Source organism: Variovorax sp. GW821-FHT09D05 (genome assembly GCF_059416325.1).
The window spans coordinates 150,417-163,920 of sequence record NZ_JBWKOZ010000006.1; the positions used below are offsets into that span (position 1 = coordinate 150,417).

Annotated in this window: 13 protein-coding genes; 2 read left to right on the forward strand and 11 right to left on the reverse strand. The window is 67.0% G+C overall.

The window, feature by feature from the left end:
• Positions 1 to 235: 235 nt before the first annotated feature.
• From AC07O3_RS17630 to AC07O3_RS17645, 4 genes are all read right to left on the reverse strand, one after another.
• Complete coding sequence (locus AC07O3_RS17630; protein ID WP_176928712.1) at positions 236 to 1,078, reverse strand: MurR/RpiR family transcriptional regulator; 843 nt, start codon at positions 1,076 to 1,078, stop codon at positions 236 to 238.
• A 243-nt stretch (positions 1,079 to 1,321) separates the two neighbouring features.
• Positions 1,322 to 1,834 carry a hypothetical protein gene (locus tag AC07O3_RS17635; protein WP_307616764.1) on the reverse strand — a complete coding sequence of 171 codons (513 nt, stop codon included), beginning with the start codon at positions 1,832 to 1,834 and terminating at the stop codon, positions 1,322 to 1,324.
• An 83-nt stretch (positions 1,835 to 1,917) separates the two neighbouring features.
• Positions 1,918 to 3,483 (reverse strand): serine hydrolase domain-containing protein, encoded by a 1,566-nt coding sequence (locus AC07O3_RS17640; RefSeq protein ID WP_495339946.1) that lies wholly within the window; start codon positions 3,481 to 3,483, stop codon positions 1,918 to 1,920.
• Positions 3,484 to 3,638: 155 nt separating this feature from the next.
• On the reverse strand, positions 3,639 to 4,094 hold the full coding sequence (locus tag AC07O3_RS17645) for a MarR family winged helix-turn-helix transcriptional regulator (RefSeq protein ID WP_495339947.1): 456 nt from the start codon (positions 4,092 to 4,094) through the stop codon (positions 3,639 to 3,641).
• Positions 4,095 to 4,173: 79 nt separating this feature from the next.
• Here AC07O3_RS17645 and AC07O3_RS17650 point away from each other — a divergent pair, with 79 nt between their 5' ends.
• Both AC07O3_RS17650 and AC07O3_RS17655 read left to right on the forward strand, forming a co-directional pair.
• Positions 4,174 to 5,673: an FAD-dependent oxidoreductase gene (locus AC07O3_RS17650; RefSeq protein WP_495339948.1), complete on the forward strand. Its 1,500-nt coding sequence runs from the start codon at positions 4,174 to 4,176 to the stop codon at positions 5,671 to 5,673.
• 104 nt (positions 5,674 to 5,777) lie between these two features.
• The gene (locus AC07O3_RS17655) at positions 5,778 to 7,514 is read left to right on the forward strand and encodes a GMC family oxidoreductase (protein ID WP_495339949.1); all 1,737 of its coding nucleotides are present in this window, start codon (positions 5,778 to 5,780) and stop codon (positions 7,512 to 7,514) included.
• On the opposite strand, the gene AC07O3_RS17660 is transcribed toward AC07O3_RS17655, so the two are convergent.
• From AC07O3_RS17660 to AC07O3_RS17690, 7 genes are all read right to left on the reverse strand, one after another.
• Positions 7,414 to 8,439, reverse strand: coding sequence for a LacI family DNA-binding transcriptional regulator (locus AC07O3_RS17660; protein WP_093050851.1), 1,026 nt, complete (start codon positions 8,437 to 8,439; stop codon positions 7,414 to 7,416). The genes AC07O3_RS17655 and AC07O3_RS17660 overlap by 101 nt on opposite strands.
• Before the next feature lie 52 nt (positions 8,440 to 8,491).
• The gene (locus AC07O3_RS17665) at positions 8,492 to 9,481 is read right to left on the reverse strand and encodes a 2-hydroxyacid dehydrogenase (RefSeq protein ID WP_495339950.1); all 990 of its coding nucleotides are present in this window, start codon (positions 9,479 to 9,481) and stop codon (positions 8,492 to 8,494) included.
• A gap of 5 nt (positions 9,482 to 9,486) precedes the next feature.
• Positions 9,487 to 10,440 (reverse strand): sugar kinase, encoded by a 954-nt coding sequence (locus tag AC07O3_RS17670; RefSeq protein WP_097198786.1) that lies wholly within the window; start codon positions 10,438 to 10,440, stop codon positions 9,487 to 9,489.
• 10 nt (positions 10,441 to 10,450) lie between these two features.
• Positions 10,451 to 11,194, reverse strand: coding sequence for a sugar phosphate isomerase/epimerase family protein (locus AC07O3_RS17675; RefSeq protein WP_495339951.1), 744 nt, complete (start codon positions 11,192 to 11,194; stop codon positions 10,451 to 10,453).
• Entirely contained in the window at positions 11,195 to 11,950 is a 756-nt protein-coding gene (locus AC07O3_RS17680; RefSeq protein ID WP_093050863.1) for an amino acid ABC transporter ATP-binding protein, read from the reverse strand.
• A 29-nt stretch (positions 11,951 to 11,979) separates the two neighbouring features.
• A complete protein-coding gene (locus tag AC07O3_RS17685; protein WP_093050866.1) occupies positions 11,980 to 12,777 on the reverse strand; it encodes a transporter substrate-binding domain-containing protein in 798 nt (265 codons plus the stop codon).
• A 61-nt stretch (positions 12,778 to 12,838) separates the two neighbouring features.
• Positions 12,839 to 13,492, reverse strand: a complete 654-nt coding sequence (locus tag AC07O3_RS17690; protein WP_093050869.1) for an amino acid ABC transporter permease — start codon at positions 13,490 to 13,492, stop codon at positions 12,839 to 12,841.
• Positions 13,493 to 13,504: the final 12 nt, after the last annotated feature.

Below are 13,504 nucleotides of genomic sequence, written 5' to 3' on the forward strand. Positions count from 1 at the left end.
TCATGCGAAACATCCCTATGCAAGCGACATGCCCGCCTGCGCGTGACGCACGTAAGCCACGTGCCGCAGGGGTACTTTTCAGAGGGGGAAAGCGTGGAATGACCGTCACAGGCGGGCGCATCCGAGACCTGTTGCAGTCTCTGCGGATGCACCTTGGATGGGCAGATGCGCACTACGGTCGTGCGTCTTTTCAGTGCACTCCGACCAGGTCAGGCCAGTCGAGCGCCGCTGCCGCTCAAAGCTCGCCGTTTTCCTCGTGCTCGAGCTCGATCGCGGCCAGACGCTTGCGACCGGCGGAGCCCGAGGCTTCGATCACCATCGTGGCGATCAGGTCGCAGATGCCCATCACGGCAGTGTGATTGTCCAGAAGCCCCGGCCCCCGGCAATCGCACTGCAGCGACCAGGTGGCCCCAGCGAAGTCCGGCGAGGCCTTGTCGCTGATGTAGACGATCTTCGCGCCGGCCTTGCTGGCGCCCGCGAGCAGGATGTCCATCTGCCGCGTCTGCCGTCGCGTGCCGAAGACGATCACACAGTCGCGCCCGGTCAGGCCAGCCAGGTGCTCGGCCAACGTCTCGCCGGGCCCCGGAATGGCGGTGACGCGCGGCACCACCTGCACGATCTGCCAACGCAGGTAAAGGGCAAAGGCATGGCTGCTGCGGCTGCCGAAGATCAGCACCTGCCCCGCGCCGATGATCGCCTTCACGATGCCGGCCATCTGCCTGTCGTTGAGCCGGTCGAAGGTGCTGGCCAGGTTGGCCTGAGACTGCTGGAAATGCGTGGCGACAAGGTGGCCGCGCTTCGACGCCTCGGTCGCGTTCTGGAACAGCGGCGAACCCGTCTGCTTTTCCTCTCGAACCTGGCGCCGGGCCTCTTCGTAGTTCTCGTAGCCGATGCGACGGATGAAGCGGCTCACCGTCGAAGGCGACACCCCCGCCAGTTCCGCCAGCTCGTTGCCCGCATAGCTGGCCAGCTCGCCCGGAAACTCCAGGACGAAATCGGCAAGCTGCCGCTCGGTTGCGGACAACTGGTCGAGCTGGCTGCGGACGCGGCGGACAAAGGAATCTGCGGACATGGGCATGCGAGTGGGAGAGGCGCACGATGATGCCATGCCGTCCCCTTCCCGCAGCAGACGGACATCCGGAGGGCCAGCGAGGCGAATGCTGCGAGTGAGGGGCGAGCGCACCAAGCACCGTTTTTCGCAACGGGCGAACTAAAAAATAGTTCTCCTTGCGCGCTCCCAATGACATTGCGGTGCATGCGCCGTTGCGGCTTGCACCGTCCTCGGGAAACCGATAGTTTGCGCCGCGGGCGAAGGGAACGCTCAGGCGTCCAGCCGCGGGGCGACGACGTGCGCCCCCACACGCTGGCGACGCAATGCGGGCACCGGCCTTGTCCGTCGCCCGCCCAGTGCCCTCGGACGATTCCGCTGCGCCACGTTGACGACAGGCAGCGGCCGAACCTGTTGCCGGTGGGCCTCGAAGCGCGCCTCTTTCTGCTTCAGGTAATGCATGAGCACATGCGAAACCATGTTGAGCCCGAAGGTGCCGAACGCAGCAGGAATGATGTAAAGCGCAATCGACAGCTCGGACGAGAAGACGATGTCGTCAGCCAGCGAAGGCGTGGCCTGCGCCTCCAGCGAGAGCGCTCGCAGCACGAAGATGTCCACGCCCGCGAGCAGGATCAGCAGCAGGCCGAAGGCAAGCACGGCCTTCTTGGAGAACTCGCGCCGCACGAACAGCGTGACGAAGATCGCGGCCGGGCACACCAGCGAGCAAAGCACCAGCACCCAGAAGCGCACCTGCGTGAAGATCGTGGCGTCCGAAAGCATGTGCATGACGGACATTGAGCCACGAACCACGCCCGTCAATTTGTCCGGGAAGTGAAGCGCCGGTAAAAGCGCCTCTCAAAAAGTGTGGGCTAAGTCTTCGCGCGCGTCCCTGTGAGCGTAGGCATTTCGGTTGCGCTGGAGTTCACATTGACGCTGCGGTCGAAGCGCATGTACGGTCCGGAGAAGCGGCACTCCACGGTGTCGCGGAAGGCCGACTCGACGAAGGTCCACGTCATGACGAAGGTGCGCGCGTCGCGCCACTCGCCGCTGGCCACCACGCGCATCACCTCGGGCTGGTACTCGTGGTGCAGCTTGTTGCCGGTGATGGTGGTGTCGCCTTCGAAGGGCTTGCGCAAGCCGACCTGCACCTTGTGCGTGCCGCGGTCGTCTTCCATGGTGAAGACGCACGACTCCGCGGAAGAGAAGTCGAGCCGCATCGACTTGATCTTCTCCGGGTTCTCAGCAAAGTCGAAGCGCTGGCCCGACACGTTCGCGGCAACGGGCGAGCTGGTCGGCTTCACCGGCGGCAGCAGTTGCAGCGTGCGCGTGCGGGCCTTGAGCGCGGCATAGTCCTTCTCGCTGGCCACGGCAGTAGCGCCGAATGCCGCGGGAAAGTGCTTATACAGGATGCCTGCGTTGAACCCGGCCTTGGGCGGCAGCGCTGAGTTGAGCGCGAGCACTGCGTTCTGCTCGGGGAACACCACTGAATACTGCCCGAACAGACCATCGGCGTTGTACGCGCCGTGCTGGCCCAGCCACCACTGGTAGCCGTAGCGGTCCTTGGTGTGCGGTGCGTGCACCGAATCGACCCAGGCCTTCGTAAGGATCTGCTTGCCGTTCCACTGCCCGTTCTGCGCATGCAGGATGCCGAGCTTGAGCGAGTCGACCGTCTTCCAGCTCAGGCCGTTGGCGCCTGGCGAAATGCCCTCGGGGCCCACGTCCCACTCGTAGCCGGTGATGCCCAGCGGCTCGAAGAAACGCGGCTTGAGGTAGTCGGCCGTCGACTGCCCGGTGGTCTTCGTCACGATGGCCGACAGCATGTAAGTAGCCGCGCTGGTGTAGACGAACTTGCTGCCCGGCGTGTAGACCACGGGGATCTTGAAGAACTCAGCAATCCAGCTTGTGCGAATGGGTCGCCACACCGAGCCCGACACCATCGACTCGTGCCCGGTGCGCATGGTCAGCAGGTCGCGCACGGTCATTGCCGCGAGGTTGGCGCTGACCGTGGGCGGCAGGTGCTCGGGAAAGAAGGACACGACCTTGTCGTCGAGTCCGAACTTGCCGTCGGCAATGGCCATGCCGACCGCGCACACGGTGACGCTCTTGGTCAGCGAATGCGTCATGTGCCGGCGCTCGGGCTTGTAGGGGTCCCACCAGCCCTCGGCCACCACATGGCCGTTGCGCCACAGCATGAAGCTGTGCAGCTCGAACGCGCCGCGCTCGGCATCGTCGAGAAAGGCGAGGATCGACGCCGACGAGATGCCCTGCGCCTCGGGCCGGCTGCGCGGCAGGCCGTCGGCAAAGGCCGGCGCGGCGGCGCCGGTGGCGGCCCAGCCGATGCCGGGCAGCGAGGCCATGGCGGTGCCGCCAAGGGAAAGGCGCAGCAGGCCGCGGCGCGAGATGGCGGGGGTCGTTGTTGTTGTTGTCTCTTCCATGTTCCTGGCTTCCTTGTCTTGCGGGATGGACCGGTTGCGACAGTGTCGCGCCGGTGGCTGTCAATCGCCTGTCTGCAGCGGCAGAGGAAACCCGATGAGGCCCCGGTCGCGCGCCATGTGTTCAAAGGTCAGCGAGGCAGCGCCCCTCAACCCGATCAACGCTCGCCTGCAGGGCCCGCCTCGATATCGACCGCAAACTTCTGCAGAAGCCGCACCAGCTCCTCGAAATCCTGCTGTTCCCACTTGGCAAATATGGCGCGCCCCAGCCGTTCCCTTGCCGTATCCACGGCATCGGTCATGACCTTGCCCTTCGGCGTCACGATCGCTTCGCGCACGCGCCGGTCGTGAACGCCGCCCTGGCGCTCCACCAGGCCAAGACTCTCCAACTTCGCGACCTGCCGGCTGACCGTGGTGTAGTCGCGCCCGACACGGTCGGCGAGTTCGACCACGCCGATCGGTCCTACGCGTTCGATGCCCACCAGCAGCGGAAACAAGGCGCGGTCGAGCGAGATGCCCGCTTCGCGCACCATCGCCTCGTCGCGCTGCGGGCGATTCATGACGCTCACAACGGTCAGCAGCGCACCGTGCAGCGCCCGCAGTTGCGCGGACATATGTGTATCTTGCACATTTATTTTCTTTGGCATAGCATCCGCTCCTATTGAGTGCATATTACACATATTGGAGTTTGCCATGACACAGCAGTTTTCCGCCGACGTCCTGATCTGCGGCGCCGGCGCAGCCGGCCTCACGCTCGCCATCGACCTGGCGCGGCGAGGTGTTTCCTTCCGCCTGATCGAGAAGATGGACACGCCTTTCCGGGGCTCGCGCGGCAAGGGCATCCAGCCGCGAACGCAGGAGGTCTTCGAGGATCTGGGCATCCTCGAGCGGATCGTCGCGGCCGGCGGCCTGTATCCGCCCTCGCGGGAATACCGCGCTGACGGCAGCCATGCCGATTCGCTGGTGATGGCGCACGAAGCACCGACACCTTCTGAACCCTATGGCTCTCCTTTGATGGTCCCGCAGTTCCTGACCGAGGGCGTGATGCGCGAGCGCCTGACCGAGCTCGGGCATCGACCCGCGTTCGGCTGCGAACTGATCGGCTTCGAGCAGGACCAGGACGGCGTGACGGCACGGCTGGCCAGCGCGGCGGGTGAAGAAACGCTGCGCGTGCGCTTTCTCGTCGGCGCCGACGGTGGCCGCAGCTTCGTGCGGCATTCGCTGGACATCGGCTTTCCGGGCAAGACGCTGGGCGTGCGTGCCGTGGTGGCCGACGTCGTCCTGTCAGGGTTGGGGCGCGAAGCATGGCACCGCTTCAACGAAGGCGAGATGAATGCACAGATGTCCCTGTGCCCGCTCGCCGGAACGGAGCTGTTCCAGCTGCAGGCACCGATACCGCTGGAGGGCGACATCGACCTCTGCGCGCAGGGACTGGCCGCGATGGTTGCCGAACGCACCGGCCGTGACGACATCCGTATCCACTCGGTCTCGTGGGCCTCGGCCTTCAACATGAACGCGCGTCTGGCCGATCGCTACCGGGCAGGTCGCGTGCTGCTGGTCGGCGACGCCGCACACGTCCATCCCCCCACCGGCGGCCAGGGGCTCAACACCAGCGTGCAGGACGCCTACAACCTTGGCTGGAAGCTGGCGGCAGTTGCCGCCGGCGCACCCGGTACCGTGCTCGACAGCTACGAGGAAGAGCGCCGCCCGATTGCCGCGGACATGCTCGGGCTTGCCACGAAGTTGCTCGGCGAAGCGAAGCGCGGCGAGATGCGGCGCGGGCGGGAAGTGCATCAGCTCGACCTCGGGTACGCCGAATCGTCCCTCGCGATGGAAAAGCCGGCGCGCGTTGACGGCCTGCGTGCGGGTGACCGCGCGCCCGATGCGCCGGTCACCGGCGCCGCCGGGCAACCGACGCGCCTGTTCGAGCTGTTCAAGGGCGCGCATTGGACGCTGCTGGGCTGCGAGGTCGAGCGTCGCGACGTGGCACCGCGCCCAGGCCTGCACATCCACACCTTCGGCGAAAGAGGCGATCTGCGCGACCATGGCGGCCATTTCCGCGAAGCCTATGGGCTCGCGTCGGGCGACTGGGTGCTGGTGCGCCCGGACGGCTATGTCGGCGCCATCGTCGACTCCGCCCACATCGAAGAGCTGGAGGGGTATCTGCACGACCTCGGCATGACCTCGACCTGACTTCGGAGACAAGGGAAAACGCCAAGCCCTGATTGCACGTTCATTCCTAAAGTCGAATCCGTCCGCGCGGACGCAGGCAGCACAGAACAAAAGGAAGAAGCGCCATGGAATTCGACTACGTCATCGTGGGTGGCGGCTCCGGCGGCGCCACGCTGGCCTCGCGGCTGAGCGAAGACCCCGCCGTGAAGGTCTGCCTGGTCGAGGCCGGCGGCGACGGCCGCGGCATCCTGGTGCGGGCGCCTGCCGCCACGGTAGCGATGCTGCCGGGCCGCCCGCGCATCAACAACTACGCCTACCAGACCGTGCCGCAGCCCGGCCTGAACGGGCGCAAAGGCTACCAGCCACGCGGACGCTGCCTGGGCGGCTCCAGCGCGATCAACGCCATGCTCTACGTGCGCGGCCATCGCGACGACTACGACGACTGGGAGCGCGCGGGCTGCACCGGGTGGTCGTTCGACTCGGTGCTGCCCTACTTCAAGCGCGCCGAGGGCAACCAGCGCGGCGCGAGCGCACTGCACGGTGCCGACGGGCCGCTGCAGGTCTCGGAGCAACAGAGCCCGCGCCCCATTGCCGAAGACTTCGTACGGGCCGCGGCGGAGTGCGGCATTCCGCGCAACGACGACTTCAATGGCGCCGAACAGGAAGGCGCGGGCCTCTACCAGGTCACGCAGTTCCACGATGGCGCGCGCAACGGCGAGCGCTGCTCGGCGGCGGCTGCCTATCTTCATCCGGTGATGAACCAGCGCCCCAACCTCACGGTGCTGACCGACACGCAGGCCCTGCGCGTGGTGCTCGAAGACCGGCGCGCCACCGGTGTGGAGGTGCGGCGCAAAGACGGCAGCATCGAGACCCTTCACGCGCGGCGCGAGGTGGCGCTGTGCGGCGGCGCATTCAACTCGCCGCAGTTGCTGATGCTCTCGGGCATCGGCGACCCGGCCGAGGTGGGCCGCCACGGCATTGCCGTGCAGCATGCGCTGCCGGGCGTCGGCCAGAACCTGCAGGACCACACCGACTTCATCCTCGCCTACACCTCGAAGCACACCGACCTGTTCGGCATCGGCGTGGTAGGTGGCCTGCACCTGGTGAAGGCGATTGCCGAGTGGCGCAAGAGCGGCAAGGGCATGATCGCGACGCCGTTCGCCGAGGGCGGCGCCTTCATCAAGTCGTCGCCCGAACTGCGGCGGCCCGACCTGCAACTGCACTTCGTGATCGCGATCACCGACGACCATGCACGCAAGCTGCACGCGGGCTTCGGCTTCTCGTGCCACGTGTGCGTGCTGCGCCCCAAGGGCCGCGGCGATGTGCGCCTGAACGATGCCAGCCCAGGCTCGCCGCCGCGCATCGATCCGCGCTTTCTGTCAGACCCCGAGGACATGGCGCTGCTGCTGCAAGGCGTGAAGAAGATGCGCGAGATCTTGCGCGCGCCGGCGCTCGAAAAGTACCGCCACCGCGAGCTCTACACGGCCGACGCGCACACCGACGAAGAACTCGTTCAGCACATTCGCGCGCGCGCCGACACCATCTACCACCCCGTGGGCACCTGCAAGATGGGCACGGATGCGATGGCGGTGGTCGATGCAAAGCTGCGCGTGCACGGCATCGAGAACCTGCGCGTGGTCGATGCCTCGATCATGCCCACGCTGATCGGCGGCAACACCAACGCGCCGACGATCATGATTGCCGAACGCGCGGCCGACTGGATGCGCGGGCCGATCACCTTCGACCGCGCGCAGCAGGACGCTAGAGCGCCTGCGACGAACCCCGCACCACCAACTCTCCAGGCAGCAGCAACTGGCGCGGCGCCGCATCCAGCCCACGCAGCCGCTCGATCAGGCAGGTAGCGGCCGTGCGGCCGATGGCGTCGGTAGGCTGTGCCACGGTGCTCAGGCCGGGGCCGATGAGCGAGGCCCATTCGGGATCGTCGAAGCCGACAAAGCCGAGGTCGGCGCCAAACTGCCAACCCAGCCGCGCCATGGCCTGCGCGATGCGCAGCGTGACCACGGCATTGCCCGCGACCACCGCGGCCCGGCGGCCGCGCTTGGCGCGCTGGCGCAGGGCGCGCAAGGCCTCGTCGAGCGCATCGCTCTCGCCCTCGACGCACTCGAACACCTCGCCCGCCACGCGCGGCTCGTGCGCGGCCACGCAGGCACCGAAGGCGGCCGTGCGTTCGCGCCGCGAGCTCACGCCCTTTTGCGGCTCGGTGACGTAGAGCAGCTCGCGATACCCGCCTTCGACCAGATGACCGCAGGTGGCCTGCATCGCGGCGTGGTTGTCGAGCGAGACGAAGTCGGTGTGCATGCCGGTGTGGCGCCGGTCGACCAGCACCGCCGGCTTGCCGTGCAGCGTGACCGCGTCGACCACATTGCTGCCGCGGCCCAGCGTGTTGAGAATGAAGCCGTCGACCTGGTAGCCCGCCAGCGCGTCGATGGCCTCGCGCTCGCGTTCGCTCTCGTTGCCGAGGTTGAACAGCATCACGAGGTAGCCGGCGTCCTGGCAGGCCTTCTCGGCGCCGCGCAGCACCGCCACCGAGTACGGATTGGTGATGTCCGCCACGATCAGCCCGATGAGCCGTGAGCGGCCATGGCTCAACGCCTGCGCCATCGGGCTCGGCGAATAGGCCAGCGCCGCGATGGCGACTTCGACGCGCGCGGCGATGTCGGGGCTCAGGAGCCGCTCGCGGTGATTGAGGAAGCGCGAGACGGTGGCCTTGGAGACGCCGGCGGCTTCGGCGACGTCGGCGATGGTGGCGCGGCCGGTCGGCTTCATGGTTTTGCTCCCTCCCTCCCCCTGCGGGGGAGGGAGAAAAACCGGCTCGTGCTCATGCGTTCGCCGTGTCGTACGGCGCAGTCGGCTTCTCGCCAGCCAGCACTTGCAGCAGGTTCGTCGTGGCGAGCTCGGCCATGGCGTGTCGCGTCTCGTGGGTGGCCGAGCCGATGTGCGGCAGCGGCGTCACGCGCTGGTGCGTACGCAGCGGCGAATCGGCCGGCAGCGGCTCTTTCGCGAACACGTCGAGGCCGGCGGCGCGCAGTGTGCCGTGGTCGAGTGCGTAGAGCAGCGCGTCTTCGTTCACGGTGGCGCCACGGCCACCGTTGATGAAGGCTGCACCGGGCTTCATGCGCGCGAAGAAGGCGGCGTCGATCATGCCGCGCGTCGCGTCGGTCAGCGGCAGCATCGCGAGCACGATGTCGGCGCGCGCGAGCAGGTCGCCCAGCGGCGTGTGCGTGGCGCGGCCTTGCAATTCGGGCGCCTGCGTGGCCAGGTCGACCGGGCGACGTGCGTGATACAGCACCGGCATGCCGAAGCCCAGCGCACCACGGCGCGCCACGGCCTGCCCGATGCGGCCGAAGCCGAGAATGCCCAGCGTCTTGCCATGCACGTCGGTGCCGAAGAGCTCTTCGCCGATGTTCTTCGTCCAGTGGCCTTCGCGCACGAGCGTAGAGAGTTCGACCACTCGGCGCTGCGTGGCCATGAGGATCGCGAACACCGTGTCGGCCACCGTTTCGGTGAGCACGTCGGGCGTGTGGCACAGCACGATGCCGCGCTTGTGCAACTCGGCCAGCGGATAGTTGTCGACACCGACCGACACGCTCGAAATCACCTGGAGCTGCGGCGCCCCGTCGAGCAGCGCGGCATCGACCGTATGGCTCGACCCGATCAGCCCGTGCGCGCTGCGCAGCGCGGCGGCAAAGGCCTCGGGTTCCTTGCGCGGATCGGCCACGACCACGTGGTGCACGGCTTGCAGGCGCGCCAACTGGTCTTCGGGCAACGGCCGGAAGACGAGCACGTTCTTCTTCGACACATTCGTCATGGTGTTCAGAGCCCCGCTTCTTCGAGTTGCGCCCGCGTCGGCAGGCCTTCGGTGTCGCCCAGCACCTGCACTGCACGCGCGCCGATCCATGCGCCACGGCGCACTGCCTCGGGCACGCTCTTGCCTTCGAGCAGCGCGCTCACCACGCCGGCCGCGAAGCCGTCGCCCGCGCCCACGGTGTCGATCACTTCCTTCACCGGGAAGCCGTCGACACGGCCGGTGCCGGCCACATCGCTGTCGTAGTAGGCGCCCTCGGCGCCGAGCTTGACGACCACCAGCTTCGCGCCGCGATCGCGATAGAACTTCGCCACGTCTTCGGGCTTGTCGTGGCCGGTGAGGAGCAGGCCCTCTTCGATGCCGGGCAGTACCCAGTCGGCGCGCGAGGCGAGTTCGTTGATCCAGTGGCGCATGGTCTCGGTGGACGACCACAGCGTGGGGCGCAGGTTGGTGTCGAACGAGATGGTGCGGCCAGCGGCGCGCATCACGTCCATGGTCTTGAGCGCAGCCTGCAGGCTGGTGTCGGAGATGGCGGCGAACACGCCGGTGGCATGCAGGTGGCGCGCCGAACGCAGCCAGGCTTCGTCGACGTCGGCCGGGCCCATGTGGCTCGCGGCCGAGCCCTTGCGGTGGTATTCGATCGGCGGGTCGCTGCCGTCGGTGACGCGGCCCTTGAACTGGAAGCCGGTGCGCTGCGTCGCGTCGGTGATCACGTGCGAGCAGTCGATGCCTTCGGCGCGCATCGCGGCCAGCAGCGCGCGGCCCATCGAATCGGTGCCGAGCCGGCTGGCCCAGCCCACCTTGAGCCCCAGGCGCGAAAGGCCGATGGCCACGTTGGTCTCGGCGCCGGCAGTGCGCTTGTGGAACGCCTCTGCGTTTTCCAGCGGACCGGGGCGGTCAGCCACGAGCAGCAGCATGGCTTCGCCGAAGAGTGCGACGTCGAAGGCGGTTGGTTCTGTCATGTGTTTGTTCCTACGCCCGCGCGGCGCGGATGAAGTCGATCTGCGCGCGGGTAACGGCCAGCAGGTCGTCACCCACGAGCGGGTATTCGATGGCGTGCGGCACGTCGGCAGGCAGCGCACGCAGCACCGAGCGCCATGGCGCGACGGAGTCACCCAGCGGCACCGCCACCCATTTGTGCGGCAGGCGCTGCGCGCCCTTGCAATGCACGTAGCGCACGCGGTGGCCGAGCGCCTGCGCCGCCTGCAGCGGGCACTCGCCGAGCCAGTGCCAGTTGCCCATGTCGAAGGTCATGCCCAGCGGCACGCCGGCGCGGTCGGCCACGTCGAAGAAGGTCTGCAGCGCGGGCAGCGTGCCGGCGTGCACGGTCTGGTCGTTCTCGATGAGCAGCTCGACGCGGGTTTCGGCAAGCTCCACCTTCAGGCCCCAGAGTGAGCCGTGAGAAGAAGCCTGGAAGTCGCCGATGGACATCTTCAGCCGCTTCGCGCCCACGCGCGTGGCGGCAGCGATGCCGCGCTTGAGCGCGGCGCTGTCGAGCCAGCCGCCCTGGGCCCAAAGGCCCTCGGGGCTGGAATACACGGAGGCGAGCCCGTTCAGTGCAGGCAACTCAGCATCGGCGTCGCGCAGCATCTCGCCGCGCACTTCGACCGAATCGGCGCCCGCCGTGCGTGCCAGCTGCGAACACCAGAGCTGGCCATGCCGCCCCACCTCGGCCGCGCCGAAGGACGACAGAGAAATCAGAACGGAGAAGGACATTCAGTGGGCTTGGTGGGAGCTGAGAATCTGGCCGAGGAACTGGCGGGTGCGCTCGTCCTTCGGGTTGCCGAAGAACTCTTCGGGCGGCGCCTGCTCGACGATCTTGCCTTCGGCCATGAAGATCACGCGGTCGGCGACGCTGCGGGCAAAGCCCATTTCGTGCGTCACGCACAGCATGGTCATGCCGTCTTCGGCCAGGCCGATCATGGTGTCGAGCACTTCCTTGACCATCTCGGGGTCGAGCGCCGAAGTGGGCTCGTCGAACAGCATGATCTTGGGCGTCATGCACAGCGCGCGAGCAATCGCCACACGCTGCTGCTGCCCGCCCGAGAGCTGGCTCGGATACTTGCCAGCCTGCTCCGGAATACGCACGCGCGTGAGGTACTTCATGGCTACCTCTTCGGCTTGCGCCTTCGTCATGCCGCGCGAACGCATCGGCGCGAGCGTGCAGTTCTCGAGGATGGTGAGGTGCGGGAACAGGTTGAACTGCTGGAACACCATGCCGACCTCGGCACGCACCGCGTCGATGTTCTTGCCGCCGGCCGTGAGGTCGATGCCGTCGACCACGATGCGGCCCTTCTGCACCGTCTCGAGCCGGTTGATGCAGCGGATGAGCGTGGACTTGCCCGAGCCCGAAGGCCCGCAGATCACGATGCGCTCGCCCTGGCGCACCGACAGGTCGATGCCGGTCAACACCTGGAATTCACCGTACCACTTGTTGACCGCTTCCATGCGGATGATCGATTCCGTCGTCATGCCAGGATTCCTTCAGCCTCGGGGGTTGCTTATTGCATTTTGGGCAGGTCGGCCTGCAGCCACTTCTGATACAGCTTGTTGAGCTCGCCGTTGGCGGTGTTCTTCTGCACGAACTCGTTCACCGCCTTGTGCAGCTCTTCCTGGCCCGGACGCATCGCGATGCCCATCGACTGCTGCACCAGCGTGAACTTGTTTTCGAAGGTGTTGGCGGGTACGCGCTTGGCGATCTGCGCTGCCACGGTCACCGAGCAGCCGATGGCATCGACCTGGCCCGAGATCAGCGCCTGCATGGCCGATGCATCGTCGTCGAAGCGGCGGATTTCGGTGCCTTCCGGTGCGGCCTTGGTCACGGCCACGTCTTGCGTCGAAGCGCGAGCCACGCCCACGCGCAGGCCCTTCAGGTCGCCTGCCGCCTTGATGGAGGTCTTGGTCGCGCCGTACAGCACGATGGTGGCGGCAGCGTAGGGCTGCGAGAACTGCACCTGCTTCGCGCGCTCGGGCGTGACGGCCAGCGAAGCCACCAGCAGGTCGACCTTGTTGGTCAGCAGGAAGGGAATGCGGTTCGGGCCCGTCACCGGCACGATGTTGGCCTTGACGCCCCAGTCCTTGGCCAGCAGCTTGGCCACGTCGGCGTCGTAGCCGTCGGGCTGGTTCTTCGCGTCGGTCGTGCCGTAGGGCGGAAAGTCGACCAGCATGCCGATGGTGATCTCGCCCTTCTTCTTGATGTCGGCCACGGTTTGCGCCGAGGCGAAGGGTGCGAACACGGTGAGGGCGGCGCCGAGGCCGAGGGCTGCGAGCGCTGCGCGGCGGGAGGTGATGACGGTCATTGGATGTGTCTCCTGAATAAGGGAAGGAAGCGACGAGAAAGAAAAAGAACAACGGAAAGGGTCAGCGCGCGAGAGCGCGGGCGCGGCGGCGCTCCATGCGCGCGGCCAGCAATGAAAGCGGCCAGCAGATGGCAAAGTAGATGGCTGCCACCACCGAGAACACGATGAGCGGCTGGAAGGTGGCGTTGTTGACGATCTGCCCCGCACGCGTCACTTCGACAAAACCGATGATGGCCGCGAGCGAGGTGCCCTTGATGATCTGCACCACGTAGCCCACCGTGGGCGCCAGCGCGATCTTGAAGGCCTGCGGCAGCACCACGTCGCGCATGCGCGAGCTGTACTTCAGGCTCAGCGCCTCGGCCGCTTCCCACTGTCCGCGCGGAATGGCCTCGATGCAGCCGCGCCAAATCTCGCCGAGGAAGGCCGCGCTGTTCAGGATGAGCGCTACGCCGGCGGCAACCCACGGGTTGATGTCCAGCCCCAGCACCGGCGCGCCGAAGAACACCAGGAACAGCTGCAACAGCAGCGGCGTGCCCTGGAAGATCTGGATGAAGGTGGTCGATACGGCCCGCGCCCAGGTCGATTCGGACGTGCGCATCAGCGCAATGATGAGCCCCAGGATCGCGCCGCCCACAAAGGCGATGGCCGACAGCGCCAGCGTCCACTTGGCCGCTTCGAGGATGAAAAGGAATTCGGGAAAGCCGAAGGTGCGCATGTTGATGTCTCC